This window comes from Salinispirillum sp. LH 10-3-1 (genome assembly GCF_030643825.1).
In the GTDB taxonomy this organism is placed as follows: Bacteria; Pseudomonadota; Gammaproteobacteria; order Pseudomonadales; family Natronospirillaceae; genus Salinispirillum.
This window is the reverse complement of sequence record NZ_CP101717.1, coordinates 97,744-121,331: the sequence shown is the minus strand read 5'-3', so window position 1 is coordinate 121,331 and position 23,588 is coordinate 97,744. Positions and strand designations below refer to the sequence as shown.

Annotated in this window: 22 protein-coding genes; 4 read left to right on the top strand and 18 right to left on the bottom strand. The window is 54.5% G+C overall.

The genetic code is table 11. From position 1 onward, the window contains the following. Nucleotides 1–4: 4 nt before the first annotated feature. From rarD to NFC81_RS00555, 3 genes are all read right to left on the bottom strand, one after another. Nucleotides 5–892, bottom strand: coding sequence for an EamA family transporter RarD (gene rarD / locus NFC81_RS00565; protein ID WP_304995587.1), 888 nt, complete (start codon nucleotides 890–892; stop codon nucleotides 5–7). A gap of 106 nt (nucleotides 893–998) precedes the next feature. After that, nucleotides 999–3,128: an adenylate/guanylate cyclase domain-containing protein gene (locus NFC81_RS00560; protein ID WP_304995586.1), complete on the bottom strand. Its 2,130-nt coding sequence runs from the start codon at nucleotides 3,126–3,128 to the stop codon at nucleotides 999–1,001. Further along, entirely contained in the window at nucleotides 3,128–3,853 is a 726-nt protein-coding gene (locus tag NFC81_RS00555) for a FecR domain-containing protein (RefSeq protein WP_304995585.1), read from the bottom strand. Before NFC81_RS00555 ends, NFC81_RS00560 begins: the two co-directional genes overlap by 1 nt. 162 nt (nucleotides 3,854–4,015) lie before the next feature. Here NFC81_RS00555 and NFC81_RS00550 point away from each other — a divergent pair, with 162 nt between their 5' ends. Continuing rightward, on the top strand, nucleotides 4,016–4,900 hold the full coding sequence (locus tag NFC81_RS00550; RefSeq protein ID WP_304995584.1) for a hypothetical protein: 885 nt from the start codon (nucleotides 4,016–4,018) through the stop codon (nucleotides 4,898–4,900). On the opposite strand, the gene NFC81_RS00545 is transcribed toward NFC81_RS00550, so the two are convergent. From NFC81_RS00545 to NFC81_RS00525, 5 genes are all read right to left on the bottom strand, one after another. Then, on the bottom strand, nucleotides 4,869–5,624 hold the full coding sequence (locus NFC81_RS00545) for a hypothetical protein (RefSeq protein ID WP_304995583.1): 756 nt from the start codon (nucleotides 5,622–5,624) through the stop codon (nucleotides 4,869–4,871). The genes NFC81_RS00550 and NFC81_RS00545 overlap by 32 nt on opposite strands. Next, a complete protein-coding gene (locus tag NFC81_RS00540) occupies nucleotides 5,609–6,202 on the bottom strand; it encodes a sigma-70 family RNA polymerase sigma factor (protein WP_304995582.1) in 594 nt (197 codons plus the stop codon). Before NFC81_RS00540 ends, NFC81_RS00545 begins: the two co-directional genes overlap by 16 nt. Before the next feature lie 56 nt (nucleotides 6,203–6,258). Beyond that, nucleotides 6,259–6,690, bottom strand: a complete 432-nt coding sequence (locus tag NFC81_RS00535) for a hypothetical protein (protein WP_304995581.1) — start codon at nucleotides 6,688–6,690, stop codon at nucleotides 6,259–6,261. Between the two features lie 159 nt (nucleotides 6,691–6,849). Further along, nucleotides 6,850–8,376 (bottom strand): glycerol-3-phosphate dehydrogenase, encoded by a 1,527-nt coding sequence (gene glpD, locus NFC81_RS00530; protein WP_304995580.1) that lies wholly within the window; start codon nucleotides 8,374–8,376, stop codon nucleotides 6,850–6,852. A 311-nt stretch (nucleotides 8,377–8,687) separates the two neighbouring features. Beyond that, nucleotides 8,688–9,446: a DeoR/GlpR family transcriptional regulator gene (locus NFC81_RS00525; RefSeq protein WP_304995579.1), complete on the bottom strand. Its 759-nt coding sequence runs from the start codon at nucleotides 9,444–9,446 to the stop codon at nucleotides 8,688–8,690. Between the two features lie 159 nt (nucleotides 9,447–9,605). Here NFC81_RS00525 and glpK point away from each other — a divergent pair, with 159 nt between their 5' ends. Next, nucleotides 9,606–11,087, top strand: coding sequence for a glycerol kinase GlpK (gene glpK / locus NFC81_RS00520; protein ID WP_304995578.1), 1,482 nt, complete (start codon nucleotides 9,606–9,608; stop codon nucleotides 11,085–11,087). Nucleotides 11,088–11,165: 78 nt separating this feature from the next. Here the strand turns inward: glpK and NFC81_RS00515 are convergent, their stop codons facing one another. The 7 genes from NFC81_RS00515 to NFC81_RS00485 form a co-directional block, all read right to left on the bottom strand. Next, nucleotides 11,166–11,495 (bottom strand): hypothetical protein, encoded by a 330-nt coding sequence (locus NFC81_RS00515; RefSeq protein WP_304995577.1) that lies wholly within the window; start codon nucleotides 11,493–11,495, stop codon nucleotides 11,166–11,168. 181 nt (nucleotides 11,496–11,676) lie between these two features. Next, a complete protein-coding gene (locus NFC81_RS00510; RefSeq protein WP_304995576.1) occupies nucleotides 11,677–12,453 on the bottom strand; it encodes an EAL domain-containing protein in 777 nt (258 codons plus the stop codon). 105 nt (nucleotides 12,454–12,558) lie between these two features. Continuing rightward, nucleotides 12,559–13,881: an MFS transporter gene (locus NFC81_RS00505; RefSeq protein WP_304995575.1), complete on the bottom strand. Its 1,323-nt coding sequence runs from the start codon at nucleotides 13,879–13,881 to the stop codon at nucleotides 12,559–12,561. A 43-nt stretch (nucleotides 13,882–13,924) separates the two neighbouring features. Then, nucleotides 13,925–15,400 (bottom strand): AAA family ATPase, encoded by a 1,476-nt coding sequence (locus NFC81_RS00500; RefSeq protein ID WP_304995574.1) that lies wholly within the window; start codon nucleotides 15,398–15,400, stop codon nucleotides 13,925–13,927. A gap of 135 nt (nucleotides 15,401–15,535) precedes the next feature. After that, on the bottom strand, nucleotides 15,536–16,669 hold the full coding sequence (locus tag NFC81_RS00495; RefSeq protein WP_304995573.1) for a TRAP transporter substrate-binding protein: 1,134 nt from the start codon (nucleotides 16,667–16,669) through the stop codon (nucleotides 15,536–15,538). A gap of 261 nt (nucleotides 16,670–16,930) precedes the next feature. Then, on the bottom strand, nucleotides 16,931–18,310 hold the full coding sequence (locus NFC81_RS00490; RefSeq protein WP_370529918.1) for a TRAP transporter large permease subunit: 1,380 nt from the start codon (nucleotides 18,308–18,310) through the stop codon (nucleotides 16,931–16,933). A gap of 17 nt (nucleotides 18,311–18,327) precedes the next feature. Next, on the bottom strand, nucleotides 18,328–18,876 hold the full coding sequence (locus NFC81_RS00485; protein ID WP_304995571.1) for a TRAP transporter small permease subunit: 549 nt from the start codon (nucleotides 18,874–18,876) through the stop codon (nucleotides 18,328–18,330). Nucleotides 18,877–19,069: 193 nt separating this feature from the next. Between NFC81_RS00485 and NFC81_RS00480 the strand changes: the two genes are divergently transcribed. Continuing rightward, a complete protein-coding gene (locus tag NFC81_RS00480; protein WP_304995570.1) occupies nucleotides 19,070–20,437 on the top strand; it encodes a cache domain-containing protein in 1,368 nt (455 codons plus the stop codon). 91 nt (nucleotides 20,438–20,528) lie between these two features. Then, the gene (locus tag NFC81_RS00475; protein ID WP_304995569.1) at nucleotides 20,529–21,167 is read left to right on the top strand and encodes a response regulator transcription factor; all 639 of its coding nucleotides are present in this window, start codon (nucleotides 20,529–20,531) and stop codon (nucleotides 21,165–21,167) included. Here NFC81_RS00475 and NFC81_RS00470 read toward each other — a convergent pair. The 3 genes from NFC81_RS00470 to NFC81_RS00460 all read right to left on the bottom strand — a co-directional run bounded on the left by NFC81_RS00470 (nucleotide 21,164) and on the right by NFC81_RS00460 (nucleotide 23,424). After that, nucleotides 21,164–22,084 carry a DMT family transporter gene (locus NFC81_RS00470; RefSeq protein ID WP_304995568.1) on the bottom strand — a complete coding sequence of 307 codons (921 nt, stop codon included), beginning with the start codon at nucleotides 22,082–22,084 and terminating at the stop codon, nucleotides 21,164–21,166. The genes NFC81_RS00475 and NFC81_RS00470 overlap by 4 nt on opposite strands. Before the next feature lie 13 nt (nucleotides 22,085–22,097). Beyond that, the gene (locus NFC81_RS00465; protein ID WP_304995567.1) at nucleotides 22,098–22,991 is read right to left on the bottom strand and encodes an AEC family transporter; all 894 of its coding nucleotides are present in this window, start codon (nucleotides 22,989–22,991) and stop codon (nucleotides 22,098–22,100) included. A gap of 136 nt (nucleotides 22,992–23,127) precedes the next feature. Next, entirely contained in the window at nucleotides 23,128–23,424 is a 297-nt protein-coding gene (locus NFC81_RS00460; protein WP_304995566.1) for a hypothetical protein, read from the bottom strand. Nucleotides 23,425–23,588: the final 164 nt, after the last annotated feature.

Genomic DNA, 23,588 nt, shown 5'->3' with positions numbered 1-23,588 from the left:
GAGGTCAGACTAAACGAGCGGCCTGTCGCCGTTGTTGTGCGCTGCGCCACAACCCGAGCATAAACACCACCATGGCGACCCAGATGATGGCGAAGGTCACGAGGCGCAGCGGCGGATAGGGTTCGTTAAAGATGAACACGGCGGTCAAGAATTGCATTGTCGGGTTCACATACATAATGAAACCCACCACCGTTAGGTCCAAGCGCCTCGCCGCAGCCGCAAACAACAGTAAAGGCACAGCGGTCACCGCACCCGACGCCACCAGCAACAAGGTCGTACGCAAGTCGCTGCCGAACTGAATAACTCCGCCGGTGCTCACTTGCCACAGCAGCCAGATCGCCGCCACAGGCAACAACACCAAAGCTTCGACGTTCAAACCTTGTAAGCTATCGACCGGTTGTTGTTTGCGCACCAGTCCGTAAAATCCAAAACTGCCCGCCAGCAACAATGACACCCAAGGCAAGTGCCCCAAAGCCACCAATTCAAACAACACGGCAACGGCGGCCAATGCACCCGCCACGGCCTGAAAGCGATTCATTGTTTCTTTCAACAAAATGCGGCCAAGCATCAAACTGACCAAGGGCGTTAAAAAGTACCCTAAACTGGTTTCCAGCACCCGACCCACACTCACCGCCCAAATGAATACCAACCAATTCAGGCCAATCAGCACACCCGACAGCAGCAACCAGGCCATAGCACGGCGATTTTGCAACAGCGCGACATAGCTCGCGCGACGTCGCATCAGCACAATGACCACCAAGGTGGCAAGAAAAGCCCAAACGATGCGCTGCACCAATACTTCCATCGGTGCGACATGATTCAGCAAGCTGAAGAACAGAGGGAACGAACCCCAAACGAAATAGGCGCTGAACGCCAAGACCAAGCCGCGCATGCAGGTACTCGCTGTAAAAGGGGAGGGGAACAGATTAGGAAACCCAGTCTAACGAGCAGTTGACCCAATGGTCAATCCGACTTCAGGCTAAGTATTCTAAAGTGCGTTAAACAAAATGTTCGGCCATGGCGGTATACAGCGGCGCATTATGTGGATCGTCATCACGCAGCGCCAATAAGGCCGTACGCGCTAATGCTGAGGCTCCTTCCCGCCCCCGCACAACGGCGTCGGTGTAGCGCGTAGCGAACGCCAGCGTCTGTTCATCTATGGCGCCGTGGCGCCCCAATGGGCGGTACACCCGAACCGGCTCTGCTTTGCCTTTCACGGTGGTCTGGTCAATCTCTTGAAACACGAAGTCACTGGCTTGTGCCTGCGTGGCCTCGCTGACCAATATGTCGAGGCCGTATCTCCGGGTCAGTGCTTCTAGGCGCGCGCCCAGGTTCACTGCGTCACCCATTACGGTATACGCCATACGAAAGGTTGAACCCATGTTGCCGACGGCCATGGTGCCGGTGCTGATGCCAATGCCCAGATGCAACGGCGGCAGACCTTCAGCGGCCAGTTCGTGTGACAGTTCAGAAACGCGCTGACACATGGCCAGCGCAGTGGCGACGGCCTGATTGGCGTGTTGCGGCTCCGGCAAGGGCGCACCCCAAAACGCCATCACCGCATCACCCATGTATTTGTCGATGGTGCCACGATGAGCATGTATTTCCTCCGTCAGTGGCGTCAGCAATCGGTTCATCAATTGGCTCAGCTGTTCCGGAGCGAGCGATTCGGACAGACTGGTGAAGCCGACAACGTCGGAAAATAGCACAGTCATTTCACGCGCTTCGCCGGCCAAACTGGCGGTCTCCGGCCGGTCGGCCAGTTCCGCCACCAATTCCGGTGGTACGTACTGGCCGAAGGTGCGCGTCAGCTTCTTCCGCGAACGGTTTTCCACCAGCAAGCTCCAACTGGTATTGAACACAAACAACACGATAATCAACAACAAGGTGGCGGTAATGGGCAACAAAAGCCCTTGTTGCCACAGCAGTAGATTGGCGCCTAAGCAGATCGCCATCAGGCTGATAGCAACAAAGATACTGTACACGGGTTCAAGCCGTTGCAACGCCAGCAAGACCAAAATACCGATCAACAACAGTTGCAACAATTCAGCAGCCAGCGCCCAGTCGGGTGCCACCGGTATGCGCTGGTCGAGAATCCCGGCAATGATATTGGCGTGTACTTCCACGCCTGGCATCAAGTTATCAACCGGGGTCGCGCGAATGTCTTTCAAGCCCGGCGCGGTAGTACCCACCAACACCATTCTGCCCTGCAATACCTCAGGTGCAATACGTCCTTCGATCACATCCTTCACAGACACATAGGGAAAGCTGCCTTCCGGCCCCAGATAGGGCACGCGCACGGAGCCTTGTTCACCGAGTGGGATCAAGAAACTGCCCAACTGCAACTGCGTCAGCAGCAGGTCGTCGCCGCGCTGCGCGGTACGAATGGCCAAAGGCAGGTCACCCAGCGCCAATTGCAACAGGCGCAAAGACAGCGCGACATAGAGCCCATCACCCTGCTGTTGCACCACACTGGCACGACGAAAAATACCGTCACCGTCGACGGCGGGGTTATCGAAGAATCCGGTGCTCGCCGCCGCTTGTGTAATGACGGGGATATTCGCGCTGTAGCCTTGTGGTTGCGGCACCGCCAGCCGTGGTGCGTTGGTGCTGGCCAACGCCAATGCCGGATCAGGAAGTGGCCCAAGCATCACAGGCTGCTGTTGATTAAACACAAAGCCAGCAACAACCGCGCGCCCGGACATGGCTTCAGCTAACGCTCGGTCGCCATCCAAGTCGTCTTCTAACCGCTGTGCGGTTTCGGCTTCAATTTCACCGCGCGCCACCAAATCACGCAGTCGATCCAGCACCTGTTGCTGCTCCGGTTCCGCCAACACCAAGTCGAACCCTACCGCTTGAATGTCGTAGTCGTCGAACAGGCTGTTCACCAAGTCTGCCAGCACCGTGCGCGACCATGGCCACTGCCCGTAAGCCGCCAGCGAGGCCTCATCAATGTCTACAATGACCACGCGAGGGTCTACGGTGTGGGGCAAAAAGGCGCGCAGCCGAAGGTCTTCGGCCACCTGTTCCAACGCTAAGATAAACTGCGATGGCAAACGCTGGGTGGCGTGCGCCAGAAAGAGCAGAATGATCAGTGCGCTGCCCAGATACTTGAGGCGACGTAGCATCAGTACCTCCGCTGCGGCCCCTGATAGTCTTGACGCATGGCGTTGAAAGGTGTTTTCCGACCGACTAATGCTTCAATGAGGCTCAGTTCTTCGTCGGTATGATTGATGAAGGGGCCGGGCAGGATCAAGCGCCCATTTTCTGGCTTCGCAAGCACGATGCGGGCATCGTGATAGGTGGCCTGAATCCGTTCGCGCTCGCTCGGCCTGGCATTAGCGGATAACTCTGTTGTTCCGTAGCAGGTGCATAGATAGCTGTAATCGGCGTGACTTTCCGCATATACGCCAGTACCCCGAATACCGATCGTGGCGGTGGAGGTCGACAACGTCAGCGACTCGTCGCTGCGTTGCCCAAACACGCTCAGCACCTTACCCGTAAGCAGGCGCAAACCAGTGGCCAGTGCACCTTCGCTGCGCAATTGCAGCTCTGATTGCTCACGCAGAATATAGGCATCTCGGCCGACCACAAAGATGATCAAGCTGTTGCTGCCCGTGCGCAGGTGACTGTCGGCCGTCACCTGACTGTTGAGGTTGGCCCGCACGCCGTCGATCCACACCTCGCCTTGCAGTTCATAGATGGAGCGCCCCGGTGGCAACTCGCCGGGCAATTGACCCAACAGTTGTGCTTGTGCCCGCGCGCCCAGCAAACTGCCGACCCCGGAAGAGGCAACCAGAGTAAACAGACTGACCTGCAACGAGCGGCGCAAAAACTGACGACGATTGTCCATAAGGCATACTCCTACGATGGAAGAAAGTTTAGCAGTCGCTCGGCATTCAGCACGAAAAAAGCCACTATACTGACGATATTCCGGTAATAAGGTTGGACTGGACTGGCGGGATTTGGTTCCACCCATGGCCGAAACCCCGGCTAAGCCACAGGAGATGACACTGTGAAACGATGCACCGCTCGCACATTCGACGCCCATGCATTCATTGGCGCGCTCATCTTTATACTCTGTGCGGGCTCAGCCATGGCGTTGGATGCCCAGGTCAGCGCTGGCCTCGATAACAACCCTATGCTCAGTCGCAAGCCCGGCGATCAGGTTCCAGTGTGGACCGCCGAGGGCAGCCTGTACCACAGTCAGTTCTTTGAACTCAGCCCGCGCCTCGCATGGTCGGTACTCGGTGCCGTCGATGCGCGCTGGTTCGACACCACCAGCAGCCTCAGTGAGATCGCATTAGACACCGCAGCCACTGGTTACTTCCAACCGCGCCTAGGTTACACCGCCCCCTGGTATCAGTTAGCCGTGTCCGCCACCCCCGTATTGGTGGCGAATGAGCAACGCAACCACGTACAAGCCAGGCTGCGGGTCAGTCGTCATCAGCGCCTGACTGACCGACTGAACTACGCACTTGGCTTGCAAGCCAGCCAAAGCTTTGCTGACGAGCGTATCTTTCGCCAGCGCCGCTATGGGCTGGACGGCCAGATTAACTTTGATCGGCGTCTGGCCCGTCCACACGGCTTCAGCGGTGTGTTCTTACGCGGAGGTGTCCAACAAGGCCAGTTCGCCAGTACCCGTAGCTATCAGCCATCCGGTGTCTACGGCTACAACATCATGATTGACGACGGCTTGAGCGATGACCTCGGGTCCACCTGGTGGGTTTACCGTACAGACGCCTTGGCATTCAGCGCCGTTCTAGGCGCCCGTTACAACCTCAGCCCTCGATGGGCGCTCGACACCTCGTTACAACATGACCAACTTAACAGCGATGTCGGAGACTACAGCCGCCAAAAACTGGTACTCAGCTTGGTTGGCCGCTTGGGTATGCCCTAAGCTGCACGCAGGGGCCTTCCATCAACACATTAGCCATGTCCAACTGCACCGCTTGGTCGTTGATCAACAGGCGACTGCTACCCGCTAAGGCCTGCCACTCCGTTCTGCTCAGCGCTCTCCAAGACTGACCAGCCACCAGTTCACCCAAATACACCAACTCGGCACTGCCTTTCAACTCAGCCCACAGGTGCAGCGCACCTTCGGGTCGTGGCACCTCGGTTTCGGCCCATTGTAAACGCAGCGCTGAGGTGCCCGGCGTCTCTCCTTGATAGCCATACACCACCAGCGTAATGGTATCGCCTTGGCTCAAGGGTGCCATGTACGACGCTGTGCGCACGGGTGGTGTATCGGGCTGCCATAGGAGCACAGACACCAACACCAGTGCCGCTATGGAACTGCCTGCCGCCCACCAGCGCAACGCCGTTACATCTTGCCAGCCGTTGCGTACACGATCGATGAACGTGCGGTGTTTTTGTGGCGCCCCGGCCAGTAAGGTGCGCTTGATATCACGCCATACCCGCTTAGGAGGCTCCTGGGTCGGCAAACTCGCCTGCACCTGCCACAACTCGTCCGACCATTCTGCTACGGCATCGGCCAATGGGGGGTGCTGGGGCAGTAACATCTCCATGCGCCGCCGCACCCCAGGGCTCAAGTGCCCCGCCACATACTGGCTGGCCAGATGCTGACACACCTTAGGGTGGCGATACCTCAGGACTGCAGACATTGTTTCAGCTCCTGTAATCCTCTGCGCACCCAAGATTTGATCGTGCCCAACGGGCGTTGCATCACGGCAACCAATTCTTGATGACTGTAGCCGTGCACATAGGACAAGACGATGGCACGACGTGGCTCTTCCGCTAAACGCGCCATGCAACGATCTACCCCGACTTCCGGCAAGGAAAATGCTTCCGCAGGGCCTGCTAACGCTTGCAGCACCTGCTCAACATCAACCAAAGCATCTTCGCGTCGCCGCTGGCGATGTTTGAGCTGATCTAACGCTGCATGACGCGCCACCACACACAACCATCCCCATGCCGAGCCACTGGGTACATATTTTTCGGGGCGCTGCCACAGTTTCAAGTAGAGATCCTGTAGCACATCGGCACTTTCACCCTCGTCGTTAAGGATGCGCATGATCACCGCCATCAAGCGTGCACTCGTCAGTTCATACAGCCGCTTCAGTGCCGCGTGATCACGCTGCTTCATACGATACAGCAACAGCGCCAATTCCGGCGCATGGCTGCTTGGTTGTGTACCTACACCTGCGGTCTTGTTCCTTATCGCCACCGTTTTGTCCCGCACGTTATGATCCTTCTAGACTAGATGACACGGCGGTCACCAAGCAACGCTTTCTCGGCTCAGTAGCCGTAACTGCCGCTCGACGTAGTGCGAGACTCGGTAGATTTAGCCTCAACTTCGACCACAAACCAGACATCATTAACACCTTGGCCGTTGGTATCTCCGGGCTGCGTGTCGCCAACCCAATAGTACAGCGGCATACCGTCATAAGCCCATTGCCGAGCACCATCACCACGCGTTATGACACTGAACTTGCCACTGCCCGTGGCGCCTTCTTCCGCCATGAACGGTGGCCAATTTACCGCACAGTTGCCAGCGCAGTTCGACACGCCAGCGGTATCACGGGTGAAGATGTAGAGCGTCATACCTTCTTTGTCGGTCAGTACATTACCTACCGACGTGGTACGAGAGGCGGTTGGATTGTTTCCATTTGCAGCACAAGCAGACACAAAAAGCGCTGTTACCAGCAAAATCAGAATTCGGTTGAACATGGTATCGTCCTCAGTATTCAGTGATTGAAGTTACAACAGGGTAGAGAACGACGCGGGCAGGTTTTTTGGATGCATGAGAGTAAAAAAGCCCGGAAACGCTAGAGGACGTTCCGGGCAACGGGATTCACGATGAAGATCGTAAATAAGGGGTGAAAAGAGTCAGGCTACCGCCTGATCAGGCTTTTTTGCGGTGTGGCTACCTGTGTTTTGCAAGTAGTCGGCCAGACGCGCTCGGTCGGCATCACTCATGCCGATGCCGGTTTTGGTACGCCGCCAAATGATGTCATCAACGGTTTGCGCCCACTCGTGCGCCACCAGGTAGTTCACTTCGGCTTGGAACAATTGGCCAAAACGCTGACCTAGGTCTTCAATGGCGACAGCATTCGCCAACCACAGCTCGGCCAAGCGACCGTAGCTGAACGCTAAACGGCGCGCCGTAGGCTGATCTAAGAAGCCGTAGCGCTGTTGGAATTCTCCCGCCAACGCTTCCGGCGTGGTCACCTTTTCGCCGCCGGGCAAGGTGGCTTGCGCGGTCCAAGCTTCGCCCATTTGCGGGAAGTACGGCTTTAAGCCCTTAATCGCCGCTTCCGAGAGTTTGCGGTAGGTGGTCAGTTTGCCGCCGAAAATGGACAGCAACGGTGCTTTGCCTTGTTGGTCTTCTACTTCAAAGTGGTAATCGCGCGTGACCTTAGCGGCTTCTTTGCCCTCTTCACGCTCACCCTGCATCAGCGGGCGCACGCCAGAATACGTCCAGACGATGTCGTTGCGGCTGAGATCGCACTTGAAATAGTCGTGCGTGATGTTTAGCAAGTATTCGATTTCGTCGTCGTCAATCGCCGGATTACGCGGATCAGTGTCGTAGTCCACGTCGGTAGTGCCAATCAGCGAATATTGATCGTGGAAGGGTATGACGAACACAATACGGCCGTCTTTATTCTGCAGAATGTAAGCCTGCTCTTCGTCGTGAATACGCGGCACAATAATGTGGCTGCCTTTCACCAAGCGAATGGTTTTGTCGATGGTCACGCCATCCATATCGTCCAAAACCTTGCGCACCCATGGCCCCGCCGCATTGACAATGGCGCGTGCTTGTACGGTAAAGGGCGTGCCGCTGTCCGGCGTGATGGTCACTTCCCATAGGTCGCCGACGCGCTTGGCACCAGTGACTTTATGGTGGGTGGCAATGTGCGCGCCCTTTTGTTGCGCCAGCTTGGCGTTCATCACCACCAAACGCGCGTCGTCTACTTTGCAGTCACTGTATTCAAAACCCTTTTTGAACGCCTCGGTGACCGGGCTGTCGGGCGTGAAACGAATGCTCTTAGAACCCGGCAAGCTGACGCGCTTGGCCAAGTGGTCGTACATAAACAAGCCAATGCGAATCATCCACGCCGGTCGCAAACCGCCTTGGTGTGGCATGCGTACACGCAGTGGCGTCACCAAATGCGGTGCCATGCGCAGCAGCACTTCGCGTTCGCCCAGTGCTTCGCGTACTAAGCGAAATTCGTAGTGCTCTAAATAGCGCAGGCCACCGTGAATGAGCTTGGAACTCCACGACGAGGTCGCGCTTGCCAGATCGTCCGCTTCGTACAGTGCGACCGATAGGCCCCGCCCCGCGGCATCGGCGGCGACCCCGACTCCGTTTATCCCACCACCGATGACCAATAGGTCGACGATTTTGCTGTTCATGTTGTGCCTGCCTCGACTCGGTATGCATGCGCGAGAATGTGCGCGAATGTTCGTTAGCGCAAAAATATAGACAATATCGAACACACACACAAGTAAAAGCTGCGTTATTTTTCGTAACCAGGAAAATGAACGGTGATGGTTGTGGATTATGCCGTAGGAGGCTTAGTTCTCTGGCCGAACCTTCGCGCAGAGGGCTGCGCTCCTACAATAGCCTTCGCGCAGAGGGCTGCGCTCCTACAATAGCCTTCGTGCAGGGGCCTGCACTCCTACAATAGCCTTCGCGCAGGGGCTGCGCTCCTACGGAAGACCTACTAGCAGATATGAAGATCGACTTGCTGTTGTTGCAACAGTGTCTTGAGCTTGTCGTTCGGCGAGCGATCGGTGAACAAAGCCGAGCACTGGGCGAGGTTACCCAAACGCACCATGGCGTTGCGGCCAAACTTGGAGTGGTCGGCGGCTAAGTAGACGTAGCGCGAATTTTCAATAATGGCCTGCGCAATGCGCACTTCTTGGTAGTCGAAGTCCAGCAGAGTGCCGTCATCATCAATACCGCTGATGCCGATGATGCCGTAGTCCAGTTTAAACTGGTGCACGAAGTCGCGCGTTGCCTCGCCCACAATGCCGCCATCACGCGAGCGTACTTCGCCACCGGCAATGATGACGGTGAAGTCGGGCTTGGCGCTCAGAATGGACGCCACATGCAGGTTGTTGGTGACGATTTTGAGACCTTGGCGCTGCAACAAGGCTTGAGCTATGGTTTCAGTGGTGGTGCCGATATTGATGAATAACGAGGAGTGGTCAGGAATATGCGCCGCCAACTGCTCAGCAATACGCTGTTTTTCCGCCAAATACTGAATCTTGCGTGTTTGGTATTCGGTGTTTTGTACACTGGACGCCTGCCCGGCACCGCCGTGGTGCCGCTCAATTTCACCGCGCTCAGCCATTTGGTTCAGGTCGCGCCGAATGGTTTGCGGCGTAACGGCAAAATGCTCCACCAGTTCGTCGATGGTCAGGTAGCCTTTTTGCTTAACAAGTTCGAAGATTCGATTTTGGCGTAAGGTCTGATTCATGGGGCGTTCAGTGCTTTTTTAATCATTAGTTCGGGCTGATTTTAGCACGCTGACACAAAAAGAAACCCTCTTTCCATGCCTCTAAGGTTGCCAAGATACGACTTCGAGGTTATAAATGCACATCGAAGAACAAAAACGAATATTAAAGAACATATCATCATGACAGACTATATTCTCGCGATCGACCAAGGCACCACTTCCAGCCGCGCCATTCTGTACAGCATGGACATGCAGGTCGTGATGTCGGCACAGGAAGAATTCAAGCAGCATTTCCCCAAGAATGGCTGGGTGGAACACGACCCCGAAGACATCTGGCAAACGGTGCTGCGTACTTGTCGCTCGGTATTGGCGCAGAAGAATGTGCCAGCAGCTGACATCCGTGCTATCGGTATTACGAACCAGCGCGAGACGACGGTGGTATGGGATCGTCAGACTGGCGAGCCAGTGTACAACGCCATTGTCTGGCAAGATCGCCGTTCATCTAAAACCTGCCAAACCATGAAAGAGCAGGGCCTAGAGCCGTTGTTCCAGGAAAAAACAGGGCTCTTACTCGACCCTTACTTTTCTGGCACCAAGGTGCAGTGGGTGCTGAATAATGTAAATGGCGCACGGGCTCGGGCAGAACGTGGCGAACTGATGTTCGGCACGGTAGACACCTACCTGTTGTGGCGGCTGACGAAGGGGCAGGTGCACGCCACCGATGCATCGAATGCGTCGCGCACGCTGATGTTCAATATCCACAATCAAGAATGGGATGAAGAACTCCTCAAGCATCTGACGGTACCCGCCAGCATGCTGCCAGAGGTCAAAGACAGCGCCGACGATTTCGGTACCTGTGACGCTGAATGGCTCGGCGCCGATATTCCCGTGGGGTCTATGATTGGCGACCAGCAAAGCGCCTTGGTAGGCCAAGCCTGTTTCGAACCCGGTATGCTGAAAAGCACCTATGGTACCGGTTGCTTTGCGGTGGTGAACACCGGCGAGCAGGCGATCATCAGCCAGCATCGCCTGTTGACTACCGTGGGGTATCGCCTGAACGGAAAAACCACCTATGCCTTAGAAGGCAGTATTTTTATGGCCGGTGCCATTATTCAATGGCTGCGCGATGGTTTAGGCATCATCAACAAAGCTTCGGATACCGAAGGTCTCGCCAAGGCCATCAACCATAGCCAATCGGAAATCATGGTGCCTGCCTTCACCGGTTTGGGCGCGCCCTATTGGGATCCGGATGCCCGTGCGGCCATTTTCGGTATGACGCGCGATACTGGCGTAGCGGAGATGGTGGCCGCGGCTATTCGCAGCATCGCTTTTCAAACCGAAGACTTGCTGCAAGCCATGGTACAAGACGGCATCGCCGTCAAGTCGCTGCGCGTCGACGGCGGGATGGTGACCAATCGTTGGTTCTTACAGGTACTGGCTGACTTAACCGGAGTGCCTGCGGTCACTAGCCACACCACAGAAAGCACGGCCTTGGGGGCCGCGATGCTGGCAGCCCTGCAAATAGGTCACTTTTCCAGTCTGCATGATTTAGACAAGGTCTGGAAGGTATCGGAAAACTACACGCCGTCGCTGCGCAAAACAGAGCGCGAAACTCATTATGCACGCTGGCGCAAAGCCGTAGCAAAGGTGCAGCAGGACTAAAACCACGCCCGACTGGCGTGCTATAATGTCTCGATGCGAATTTGGAATGCCTCCAATCGCATGTTTGCCACGCTGCCGTCAGGCAGCGTGGTTTTTTTGTACTTGGCTTACAGCATTTTTGTGCATCGGAAGGTACTGCACTTCAACGTCGATGGTCTTGATCTCTACGCCCAGCGCTTGCTCCAACTTCACTTGCATACGTCGCGTCAGTGGTGTGATGTGTTGTTGATAACTGAGATCGGCCAAGGCCGGAACGATGGCTGTGATGTCTTGGCGCAGCTGATCCATCGGCAAGCGATACCCGTGCTTTAAATGGGCGCGCAAATAGATGCGATACCCCGGGCACGGAGATGACGTGGCTAACAGGCGCTCGGAAGCAGAAAAATAACTTTGGTTCAGGGTTTCCATGGTGTCAGCATTCCTCAAAGTGCAAGGCGTGCTGATTCAGAAACAATAGTGGTAACGAATGAAGACCATTCACGCGGTGCGCTTTAGCTACATTTGTATACCGCCAGCAAGTTGCTCTTAAATCAGCGGTGTTCTCAATAGGGTCTAACGTTAGCAAATTCTTTGCAGCAGTGAAAGCCCCTTAGGGCACTTGCACAACAGGCAACAACTCGACGGCTGGGCGCGCCAGTAAATAACCCTGCAAATAGGGTATGCCCATGTCCATCAGCATACGCATGTCTTCTACGGTTTCGATACCTTCCGCAATGACTTTGATGTTCAACCGCTTGGCCATCAAAACCGTGCCTTCGACAATCGCTTGTCGTACCGGGTCAGTCGCGATGCCTTGCACCAAATCCATATCAATCTTCAGTACATCGGGCTGAAACTGCGACAGCAAATGCAGCCCCGAATAGCCTTGGCCGAAATCGTCGATGGCCGTGATAAAGCCAAGGCGCTGATACGCTTCGACAATCGTCTTAAGGTGTCGATTATCTGCCAGCCCTTCCTGTTCGGTCATTTCAAACATGATCTGTTTGTGCGGAAAGCCGAACTGCTCGGCAGCTTCCAAAGTAGCGCGAATACAGGTGTCCGGGTCGTAAATGGCATTGGGCAAAAAGTTAATGCTCAAATAGGTATCGGTCGACATGCACAATTCCGACACCAAACGAATGGCCGTTACCCGGCAGGCCTGGTCAAAAGCGTACTTATTAGCCGCAGTCACCTTACTCAGTATGGCCCCTGCGCCTGCGCCGTCTTTGCCTCGAACCAACGCTTCATAGGCAAACACCCGCTTATTTTCCCAGTCCCATATAGGCTGAAATGCCATGGTGAATTCAAAGGGCAAAGGTTTCTGACAAGCACAGACATCCACGTGTGGGACGCGAGCTATGATATCTGGGTCGGTGGTAAAATTCATGGTGCCTACTGCCCTTGTTCAAATACTTTCCAAGTCTGCCTACAACTTTAGACAATGAATGTGGAACCCGCTACGACATTGACACTTTGTCCGCATTAGCCGGACTCAATAGGCTTGCTTTGCACGGTCTTCATCTTCAGCCAAGCGCTGCTTGATGGTTCCACCCAGGGGCACACGCGCCAACAACACCGCACCAATGACAAAGAACGCAATCACCATCAACAAGGCATTTTGCCGACTGAATATGTCCGCCACCACCCCGAACATCGCCGCCAGAATCGCCGCACTGCGCAAAAAGAAGCCCCATAAGCCAAAGGCGCTGCCCGCATGATTGGTTTGCGTAAGCTGGCCAACCAAAGAGCGGCTGGACGATTGTATCGACCCAATACCGGTACCCGCCAGCAACGCAATGTACACAAAAAGGTCTTTTGCTTCCGCCCCCAACACTTCTGCAATGTTTTGCAGTTGATGCATCGACGTGATCGCCACCAGCCAGATCCCGATAGTGACATACAGGGTAGCGCGCGCACCGATACGACGTTCAACAAAGCCGAACGCAATAGCACCAATCATGGCACTGATCTGGGTAGCGAGGAATATGGGGATCAACTCGGCAGGCGTCATTCCCAGTTCGCTGGACGTATAAATACCGATGAACTTAATCACGGTCTGCACGCCGGCGGTGTAAAACAAAAAGGCCAGAAAAAACTGCATCAATACCGGCTGTTCGCGATAGGTTTGCATTAGGTTCAGGCTTTCTCGCAAGGGCTTGCGCACCAATAAAGGATCAGGGGTATGACGATGGTCGCGCATCAAGACAAAGGTCGGAATAGCGAACAGCAGGAAGTAGATGGAGATCGCCACCATGCTCCACTGGTTTTGCCGGATGTATGTCGCCACTTGGTCGGACGGGTCAGCAGTAACGATCAGGATGGTCACCAACACCATGCTGATCAAACCACCAATGTAGCCCACACCCCAACCGATACCCGACACCACGCCCATATTGCGACGACTGGCGATGTCCGGCAGGAAAGAAGAAACTATGGCTTCGCCAAGCATCCACGCGGTGTTACTGATCACCAGAAAAGCGATAGCCCACCATACATACCCGGGTTCAACAAACCACAGCAACGACGTGAATATCACACAGAAAATGGTCGAAATCGCCAGCAAACGCTTTTTGCTCTGGCCCTTATCTATCAGATGCCCCGCCATGGGCGACAACACCATGGCGAACAGCATCGACGCGATGAGCGCAATCGACCAGTAAGAATCACGCCAGGCACTGCCCTCCGGTACTATGTAGCCAATAAAGAAGGCGCCATAAACAAAGGAGATGACCACGGTGGTATAAGCCTGATTGGCCACGTCGTACATCGCCCAACCAAATATCTCGCGCTTGCTTCCAGGGTTTTTCGGGCTCATGGCGTTGCTACTCTTTTTTGTTGTTCCTGAAATAGCCGTGTTGTTAAGCGGGCACTGCCCGCTCGCTGGCCCACTGACGCAGCGCTTGAATATCTTCAGCGCGCACCACCGAAATAGGCTGCGTACTTTGAATCGCATGCAGCAGATGGTGAGTCGCTAAGGAGTCCTTACGTGCCTTTGCGTGGTACAAGCCCGACACCACCGCTGCTTCGATTTCGGCCCCCGAATAGCCTTCGGCTGCTTCAGCCAGCAAGGGTAAGTCTATACCACCCACTTGGATGGCGCGTTTCGCTAGGTGAATGCGAAAGATTTCTTGGCGAATGCGCTGATCCGGCAGGTCGACAAAGAAGATTTCGTCCATGCGCCCTTTGCGCATCAGTTCAGGTGGCAAGTCGCGGATGTCGTTGCTGGTCGCCACGAGAAAAACCTTGCTCTTCCGCTCAGCCATCCAGGTCAGCAAGGTTCCCAGCAGGCGCTTAGAGGTGCCGCCATCTGACGTCCCCACAGAAATGGCCTTTTCAATTTCATCCATCCACAGTACACAGGGTGCGATGCGGTCGGCCAGCACTAGCGCCTCACGCAAATTACGCTCCGACTCCCCTTGGTATTTGTTGTACAGTGCACCGATGTCCAAGCGCAACAGCGGCAAGTGCCACAGACCGGCCACCGCCTTGGCAGCGAGACTTTTACCCCCACCTTGCACACCGAGCAACAGGACACCCTTAGGGCTGTCGAGCCCAGGCTCAGAGGTAACAAAACTTTGCTGTCGCTTGCCCAACCATTTTTTGAGATTGTCTAGCCCACCCACTTCACCGAAAGACGCCGTTTCGTATTCATAGCTCAACACACTGTCGAGGTTCATTAAGGCAAAACGTGCTTGGTTGATATCCGGCACATCGTCCAGCGTTAAAGCGCCGTCTTCGACAATGGCGGAGCGGATCAAGCGCCGGGCATCACTGTGCGTGACACCGCGCAAATTGGCGATCAGTTGCTGAATGGCGGCACGGTCGGTGCGCACGCGTCGCCCTGCATTGGCAGAGGAATAAGAGCGAATTTCTTCTCGCACAATATTGAATAATTCATCGTCACTGGGCAGCTCCAGTTCCAATCGAACACCCAGACGCTGAAGCTCAGGGGGCAGATTCAACTGATGGCTGACCAAAAACAGGGTCTGCCCGTGCTCGGCATAATTCTGGGCCAAGTCTTTCAGCAAACGCACCACCGTCGGCTCTTTCAAATAGGGGTGTAGGTCACACAGGGCAATCAATCCGCCAGGGGGATTTTGACGCAGATGGCGCAGCACATCCTCCGCCGATTCATACTCAGGCTTATTCTCCGTACGACTGATCAAGCCACCGGCCACCAGGCCTTGCGAGGTACTCCAAGAATGAAAGGATTGAAAGGTGCGTGCCGCTAAGCGGGTCAGCAACTGTAGAGCACGTGGTTCTTCAAAAGTTTCAATCACGACAAGCGGCGTTTGCGAACGAATTAATAGTTCAACGTCTTTCAGTTCCGACATCGAGCACCCTGTTTTTATCGTTGTATAGTCCGCTCATAGTGACAGTCTAGAGAGCGTCAGTCTAGACCAAAAAAAGCGACCCGCAGGTCGCTTCTTATGCCCAAGGATAGGCGGTTGCCAATAACTCGGGGCCGATTAATCCAGCTGGAAGAACCGCTCACGAGCACGCAGAAACGCCATGTCGTTAGTATCCGTACGACTACGCAGAATGTTCAACGACCGCACGAAGCTTTCTGCAGTTTCACGTGTCAATGCATCGCTGCTGCCACGCAATTCAGTCAGAATGGCTTTCGCTGCTTCCGCACCGGCCCGCAGGATCTCATCTGGGAACTGGCGAACACGCACGCCGTGCTGCGTTACCAAAGTGTTTAATGCAATCGGGTCGTTCGCGTAGAAATCAGACGCCACTTGGTCGTATTCCGCTTGGCATGCCAACTCAACGATTTTCTGCAGATCGGCAGGCAATTCAGCGAACTTGGACTTGCTAACCACCAGTTCCGTAGCCAAGCCTGGCTCGATGAAACTTGGGAAGTAGTAGTCTTTCAGGATCTGATGGAAGCCCAGCGCCAAGTCGTTGTAAGGCCCAACGAATTCAGCCGCATCCAACGCACCAGACTGCAGCGCAGCGAAGATTTCGCCACCCGCCATGTTGACCACGGTAGCACCCATACGTGACCACACCTGTCCGCCTAAACCTGGAGTACGGAAACGCAGGCCTTGGATGTCCTGCAGGCCTCTCAATTCACCGCGGAACCAACCACCCGCTTGAGTACCGGTATCGCCGGACAAGAAGCCTTTTACGCCGTACTGATCGTACACTTTGTCCCAGATTTCCTGGCCACCCATGTAACGAATCCAAGCACCCATTTCACGCGAGGTCATACCGTAAGGCACCCCAGTGAAGAAGTTAGTGGCTTGGCTCTTGTTCTGCCAGTAATAAGCCGCACCGTGGCTCATTTCAGCCGAACCTTCGATGACCGCATCAAACGTACCCAAAGCTGGCACCAATGAGCCTGCAGGATAGACCTGGATGGTTAAACGGCCGCCAGACATCTGCGTAATACGATCCGCTAAACGCTGCGCACCCACACCCAGACCGGGGAAGTTCTGTGGCCAAGTGGTCACCATGCGCCAAGTAATTCGAGACTGTTGCACCGCAGGAGCAGCAGCTCCAGTGTTGGTAGCAGTCCCGCTATCTGAAGAACAAGCGGTCAGTGCCAAAGCACCGGCGCCCACGGCAGCCCCTGCGATAAAATCACGACGTTTCATTGTTTTTCCTCATTCAATTGTTGTTTTTCTTGATTGGGAACAAATCGTAACAGACGCTCAAGCAGACCCCACCCTGTCTCCAGAGTAACGAATACCATATTGATGAGCATCCACTGATGGTGAGTTTCCATCCTCTATTAACGTTTGGCAAGAAGCCATTAGTAAGACTACGCAAACACTCCGTAGAACTACTTAGTTATAGGGCATCCTACAGACTAGCTCAAATGCAGACTATGTCCATAAATGCCCAAAGCGAACGCATTACCGCCCGTAAATGACCCCCGGTAACCAGGTGACGAGATTCGGGAAGGCCACAAGCAGACCAATAACCAATAGCTGTAATCCTACAAACGGCATCGCTCCTTCATAGATTTGCCGCGTGGTCACACCGTCTGGCGCAACCCCACGCAGATAGAATAAGGCAAAGCCGAACGGTGGTGTCAGGAAGCTGGTTTGCAAGTTGACGGCCACCATCACGCCCAACCAGATCGGGTCAACACCCATGGTCAGCAGAATGGGCGCCGTAATCGGGATAACCAAGAAAATGATTTCGAAGGTATCCAGAATAAAGCCCAGTATGAACATCAAAAACATAACGAAAATAATGGCGCCGACCATACCGCCCGGCAGTGAATTCAGGAAGTCACTGACCAGCTCTTCACCACCCATCATACGGAACACCAACGAGAACACCGATGCACCGATCAGGATAATAAAAATCATGGTGGTGGTATTGGCGGTTGCCACCATCACTTGGCGTAAATTGGTGTAATTCAGGCGCCCACGAATCGCGGCCAACAAAATGGCCCCAACCGCACCGACCGAGGCCGACTCAGTAGGGGTTGCTACACCACCCAGAATCGAACCCAATACCGCAATAATCAACAGCAGAGGCGGCAACAAGGTCACGAATACGTCTTTCAGCAAGGCAGCCTTTTCTTCGTCAGTGACCACCAAGGCTGGGCAGCTGGCCGGATTGCGCCACGCCATGTACAGCATATACAGGATGTACACCGCAACGAGAATCAGCCCGGGAATGAAGGCACCGGCAAAGAGATCACCCACCGACACGGGTGTCGGTGCGAAGTTACCCATCGACATCTGCACCTGCTGGTTAACGCCTGCCAACATGTCACCCATGAAGATCAACACCGTTGAAGGCGGAATAATCTGCCCCAAAGTACCGGACGCACAGATAACACCGGTTGCCAATCGGGGATCATAGCCCGCGCGCAACATCGCCGGTAACGACAGCAAGCCCATGGTCACCACAGTAGCGCCCACAATACCTGTGGAAGCAGCCAGCAAAGCACCCACCACAATCACCGACAGGCCCAAACCACCGCGCATGGTGCGGAACAAACGACCCATAGTAATCAATAGCTGTTCAGCGATGCCGGAGCGCTCCAGCATCATGCCCATAAAGATAAACAGCGGCACCGCCACCAGTACATCATTGAGCATCACGCCCATATAACGCGGGGCCAAACTCGCCAGGTTGCTCGGATTGAATACCCCAAGGTAGTAACCAATGGTGGCGAAAATCAGCGAGGTGCCGGCCAGCGAAAACGCCACTGGGAACCCCATCATCAGCACGCCGATGATGCTGAAGAACATTAACAACGACAGCAGTTCGCCCAATAAAACCGGATCCATGGTCAGCCCCCTACCTTATATTGATAGTACTCAGGCACCAGATCGTCACGGTTGAGCAATATCAAGATACTGCGACATACCATAGCAATGGCCTGCAAGGCGATTACCACCGCAAAGACGATGATGAAGCTCTTCACAATGTACAGCCCCGGCATACCACCGTAGTTTGCCGAGCCTTCCAGCAAGCGCCACGAACGTCGCACATACGGCAAGGCATAATAGATAATGGTGTACACAAAGGGCGCAATGAAGACGAAGGAGCCAATAAGGTCAATCAACGCTTTGCGTTTTACCGTCGCTGGACGATAGAAGATATCGACCCGTACGTGCTGCCCTTGCATCAGGGTATAGCCCGCTATACCCATGAACATGACCCCGTTGAGCCAAACAAACAGGTCTTGCATCCAGACAAAGCCGATTGCAAAAAAGTAACGCAACACCACCACGGTAAAGCAGACCAGCACTATGCCCAGCGTAAACCACGAGAGGATATATCCCAGCCCTTGGTTAAATCGGCATATGGCCCTGATCAACAGAGACAAAATACGCATCTTAAATACCTCAGTATTATTTTTATTGGCTTCTAATAGGTTGTAGCATCTACGTTCAGCCAGCCAAATACTATTCGTATGAGTACCGAAAAGGCCGGTAAAATTACGTAACACAGTACGTAGTTTTACGCAGTAGTCGCCGCTCCATGCGCCTCAGTTGGCTCTCGGTACTCAGCCAGCCAGTGATGATGACATGAAACTCAAAGCAAAAATCTTACTCCTAGCCATATTACCCTTGCTTGCGGCTATTGGCTTGCTTTCCTACCTTGGACTGCACCATTCGCGCAACCTTGCCGATCAAGTGTTGGCAGTTTACGAATACAATCTGGTCGAGGCAAAGAAACAAGCGCTCAAGGAGCAGGTTGATCTTGCGCATTCGGCCATTAACAACATCATTTCTGATCCTAACCTGACCGAGGCCGAAGCCCAGTCTGCGGTGAAAGTTCTGCTGGGTAAACTGGAATTCGGTGAAGACGGCTACTTTTTTGCGTATTCACAAGATGGCGTTAATTTGGTTCACCCGATGATCCCCGAGTTTGTCGGCCAAGACCTGTTTGAGTTTCAAGACCGCAGCGGCAATCTGTTGATTCAACATCTACTGGCAGCCGCCAACAGTGGTGGGGGCTACCATCGCTATATCTGGGAACGCCCACCGCTGATGCAGCAAGAAGACAAGCTGGGCTACGCCGCGCTTATTAAACCTTGGGACTGGATGTTCGGTACCGGCCTGTACCTAGACTCTGTGTATTCGGAGGTGGATAAAGTCAAAGCGTCGTTCGATAGCAATATTCAACGCAGCTTCGCCGGGGCCATGGGCATTCTCATCATTACTGTACTGTTAATCATTATGCTTGGCCTTGCCATCAACTTGCACGAACACCGCCTAGCGGACAGCCGCTTACAAGAATTGGTACAGAAGTTCATGCGCCTGCAGGTGAATGAACGGCGGAAGTTCTCGCGCGAACTGCACGATGGCATTAACCAAGAGCTGGTGTCGCTGAAGTTTCGCCTCGAACTGGCGGTAAAAAAGCTCGGCGGTGGCGACGAACCGCACCCGGCCCTGCACGATCTAAACATCGCCAGTTCAGTGCTCAACGGCACCATTCAGGAAGTACGCCAGATATCGCACAATCTGCGCCCCGTCTTGCTCGACGACTTAGGGCTCAAACCCGCCCTGCGGGCGCTGACCGAGCAATTCTCTGAGCGCACGGCCATTCAGGTTCAGCTGCGCTTTGAACTGGAAGACATTAAGGTACCCGACGACATTGAAACCACGATCTATCGTTTGGCACAGGAATGCCTCACCAACATAGAGAAGCACGCCGACGCCAACCGGGTGACCATCAGCCTGACCTATCAGTCCCCCGACATCCATTTTGAAGTCAGTGACAATGGACGCGGTTTTAACCCTCGCACGGCCAAGCGGCAAGGCATTGGTTTGGTGAATATGAAGGAGCGCGTTGAAGTCATTGGCGGCACTTTCAACCTGATCTCTGATCTCGGCAGTGGTGCACTCGTGGCGGCAACCTTGCCTTGTCGTCAGAGGAAGCGCATGTGGTGAACTTCAATAGCGCTACCTAGGGTTCACCTCAATCGGCAAATACTGATACACTGAAACGACGATTTTTTGAACTCATTCTGTGGCACTGCACATGACCGCAAAGAAAATACGCGTGCTCTTGGTGGACGATCACCTTCTGGTACTGGACGGTCTGCAAGCGCGGCTCGCCATGGAGCCGCATATCGAAATTGTCGGTACCGCCAACAATGGCGAACAAGCCCTGTGCGCAGCACGCGAAATGGTGCCTGATGTGGTCATTATGGACGTGTCCATGCCGGTACTGAACGGCCTTGAAGCGACCAAACGCTTTCGCACCGAATTGCCGGGCACCCGCATCTTGATGCTGAGCATGCACGACGACCGCGAATACATTCTGTCGCTGATTCAGTCCGGCGCATCCGGCTACGTACTCAAAGATGTGTCGTCCCACGAACTTATTAACGCCATCGAAACCGTGCATTCCGGCAATACCTATTTCAGCTCTGGGGCGTCCAACGCCCTTTTCCAACAAGCGCGCACATCGCCCGACCAAGCCCTGGACGACCTCAGTAACCGCGAATTGATGGTGCTGAAGTTGTTGGCTATGGGCCTATCAAACAAAGAGATCGGGCGCGACCTGCGCATCAGCGCACGTACGGTGGAAACCCACCGACAGAACCTGAAAAGCAAACTGGGCATTCAAACCATTGCTGGCCTGACCAAATACGCCATTGAGAAGCAGTTGATTTAAGCCGAAGCTACACGCCGCGCCAACACACTCGCCAACAATATCCCGGCGATGATCAAGCCCATGCCCAGCCAATGAAAGGTCAGTAAGCGCTCACCTAACAGCACGCTGGCGAGCAGCAGCCCCCACACGGGTATCAGGTGAATGGAATTGCTCGCCCGGTTGGCACCGAGCATCTGAATGCCCCGGTTCCAGAACAAAAAAGCCAGCACGGAAGCAAAGAAACCGACATAACCAATGCTCAGCGCCGCCGTGGTGTTGAACACCATGACCCGCCCCTGCACAAAATGCTCGAACAGGAAAAACGGCGTCAAACAGAGCCAGCCGACGACCGCTGTCAACGCGAAAAAGACCGTGCCACTGATTTCCGCCGGACGCTTACGCAGCAACACCGAATACAGCGCCCACGCGATCACCGCAGATAGAATCCACAAATTCCCCGCCCCGCCGGCGAACAGTGCATCCAGAGCCAACGGATTGCCTTCGGTTACGATGATGATCACGCCCACCAACGACAACGTAATACCAAACACCTGCTGAGCATTGATCCGCTCGCTGAACAGCCACCACGAAAACCCCAGAATCATCACCGGCCCGGAAGACAGCAACAGCAACGCATTGGTGGCGGGCGAGGTTTGCAAACCCAGATACACAAAAGTATTGAACACCGACACACTCAGCACCGACACCAGCAGTAAATACCGCCATTCGCGGCGCAAAACCGCGCGTACCTGCCACAACCCTTTGGCCGCGAACGGCAAAATTACGGCCATGGCCAACACCCAGCGCCACCAGGCCAACGCTATGGGCGGAATCTCCGCCGACACGGCACGTCCGAGCACAAAGTTACCACCCCAAAACAAGGTGGTTGCGGCCAACAGAAACCATGCCAGTGCTGTATTGTTCTTGCTCAACGTCATAACAACGGACCCGCTATAAGACAAACGCCAGAGTGATTGGGATAAACACCAAACTACCAATGTTGCCCAGCAATACGATGGAAGCAACCAAATGCGGCTCTTGTTGATACCGTTCGGCGATCATGTAGTTCAACACTGCCGGAGGTAAGGCACCGAACAGCACCAAGTAGCCAAATTGCGTTGGATCTAACTGTAACCACGGCTGCAGTAACAGCGCAATGGCAATCCCGCTCAACGGCGCCAACACCGCGCCCCACGCGCCGATTTTCCAATGCGTGAAATCAATGCTGGTCATGCGCACACCCAAAGCAAACAGCATCAATGGAATGGCGATCTGTCCCAACATATCAATGGCGGTTTTCAACGGTACCGGCAAAGGCAACTGCCACGTACTCCACGCCAGCCCAGCCAGCGTTGCAACAATCATCGGCATGCGCAGCAAGCGCAGCAACTTGGTTTTGTGATCCATCACATAAGCACCCACCGTGAAGTGCAGCAGGTTTTCCACCAAAAACAGCACCACAGCGGCAGGCAATGCAGCCTCACCAAACGCTAGCACCATCAAGGGAATGCCCAAATTGCCGCTGTTGTTGAACATCATCGGCGGCAAAAAGGTTTTCGGGTGCACGCCGATCCAACGGCACAGTGGCCAGAGAATCAACCCCGACCCAAGAACCACCGCAAAAGCCCCTATAGCCAAGGTTGAATAGGTGGGCAAGTCGAAGGACTCCGACGCCATTACGGAGAAAATCAGCGCTGGAACAAAGACATCAATATTGACCTGATTCGCCATCGCCATATCGGTGTGACGGCGGCGCGCATAGAAAAAGCCGATGCCAACGATCACCACCAAAGGGAACACGGTGAAGAAGATGCGTTCGAGCAGCGACAAGCTGTTGATATCCACGAAGGGTCCTCTTACAACAAAACAACTAATACAAGAAGGGGGAGGGGTTCGTTTCGTCTTCCCTGACCATATGGACAAGCACACTGAGGGTAGGCTAAGAAACCTGATTTGCCAACCGTGAGACGCCAGTACCGGGTTACTTGCCAGATTTGCGCTGCGTAATCGACCGCACGGTGATGGCCGCTAGTACGAACGGCGACACTAAGATAAACACCACCACTAACCCGGACAGCACTGCGAGAAAACCCAGCACCAAACTGACCATCAAGGATACCGCCATCCCCAACAAAGGCAGCAATACCAATAGAAACAATGACAGCGCGCCAATAATGGCACAGAAGATGATCATGAAACGTACCAGCGGTGATCGTACCGGTTCGCCATTGACTGTGACGTCGCCGTCGCGCGCGGTGACTTCCACACGGTTTTTCATAAAACCTCCTTAAGCGAGCAAATATGCTCTTAGTGTGGCAACTTCGTTGTCACAGTGAGCAAATACTATACTACATTCTAAGGAGTGCGCATCTAAGCGCATGGGTTTACGTGTGCGTGTCGAGTGTGCGCCGCATTGTACACATCGTCGACAGAAAATTGCTG

What these genes read in the sequence shown, in the direction of transcription:
- rarD (WP_304995587.1), bottom strand. Translation starts at nt 892, where the DNA reads ATGCGCGGCTTGGTCTTGGCGTTCAGCGCCTATTTCGTTTGGGGTTCG.
- NFC81_RS00560 (WP_304995586.1), bottom strand. Translation starts at nt 3,128, where the DNA reads ATGCTACGTCGCCTCAAGTATCTGGGCAGCGCACTGATCATTCTGCTC.
- NFC81_RS00555 (WP_304995585.1), bottom strand. Translation starts at nt 3,853, where the DNA reads ATGGACAATCGTCGTCAGTTTTTGCGCCGCTCGTTGCAGGTCAGTCTG.
- NFC81_RS00545 (WP_304995583.1), bottom strand. Translation starts at nt 5,624, where the DNA reads ATGTCTGCAGTCCTGAGGTATCGCCACCCTAAGGTGTGTCAGCATCTG.
- NFC81_RS00535 (WP_304995581.1), bottom strand. Translation starts at nt 6,690, where the DNA reads ATGTTCAACCGAATTCTGATTTTGCTGGTAACAGCGCTTTTTGTGTCT.
- glpD (WP_304995580.1), bottom strand. Translation starts at nt 8,376, where the DNA reads ATGAACAGCAAAATCGTCGACCTATTGGTCATCGGTGGTGGGATAAAC.
- NFC81_RS00525 (WP_304995579.1), bottom strand. Translation starts at nt 9,446, where the DNA reads ATGAATCAGACCTTACGCCAAAATCGAATCTTCGAACTTGTTAAGCAA.
- glpK (WP_304995578.1), top strand. Translation starts at nt 9,606, where the DNA reads ATGACAGACTATATTCTCGCGATCGACCAAGGCACCACTTCCAGCCGC.
- NFC81_RS00515 (WP_304995577.1), bottom strand. Translation starts at nt 11,495, where the DNA reads ATGGAAACCCTGAACCAAAGTTATTTTTCTGCTTCCGAGCGCCTGTTA.
- NFC81_RS00510 (WP_304995576.1), bottom strand. Translation starts at nt 12,453, where the DNA reads ATGAATTTTACCACCGACCCAGATATCATAGCTCGCGTCCCACACGTG.
- NFC81_RS00505 (WP_304995575.1), bottom strand. Translation starts at nt 13,881, where the DNA reads ATGAGCCCGAAAAACCCTGGAAGCAAGCGCGAGATATTTGGTTGGGCG.
- NFC81_RS00500 (WP_304995574.1), bottom strand. Translation starts at nt 15,400, where the DNA reads ATGTCGGAACTGAAAGACGTTGAACTATTAATTCGTTCGCAAACGCCG.
- NFC81_RS00495 (WP_304995573.1), bottom strand. Translation starts at nt 16,669, where the DNA reads ATGAAACGTCGTGATTTTATCGCAGGGGCTGCCGTGGGCGCCGGTGCT.
- NFC81_RS00485 (WP_304995571.1), bottom strand. Translation starts at nt 18,876, where the DNA reads ATGCGTATTTTGTCTCTGTTGATCAGGGCCATATGCCGATTTAACCAA.
- NFC81_RS00480 (WP_304995570.1), top strand. Translation starts at nt 19,070, where the DNA reads ATGAAACTCAAAGCAAAAATCTTACTCCTAGCCATATTACCCTTGCTT.
- NFC81_RS00475 (WP_304995569.1), top strand. Translation starts at nt 20,529, where the DNA reads ATGACCGCAAAGAAAATACGCGTGCTCTTGGTGGACGATCACCTTCTG.
- NFC81_RS00470 (WP_304995568.1), bottom strand. Translation starts at nt 22,084, where the DNA reads ATGACGTTGAGCAAGAACAATACAGCACTGGCATGGTTTCTGTTGGCC.
- NFC81_RS00460 (WP_304995566.1), bottom strand. Translation starts at nt 23,424, where the DNA reads ATGAAAAACCGTGTGGAAGTCACCGCGCGCGACGGCGACGTCACAGTC.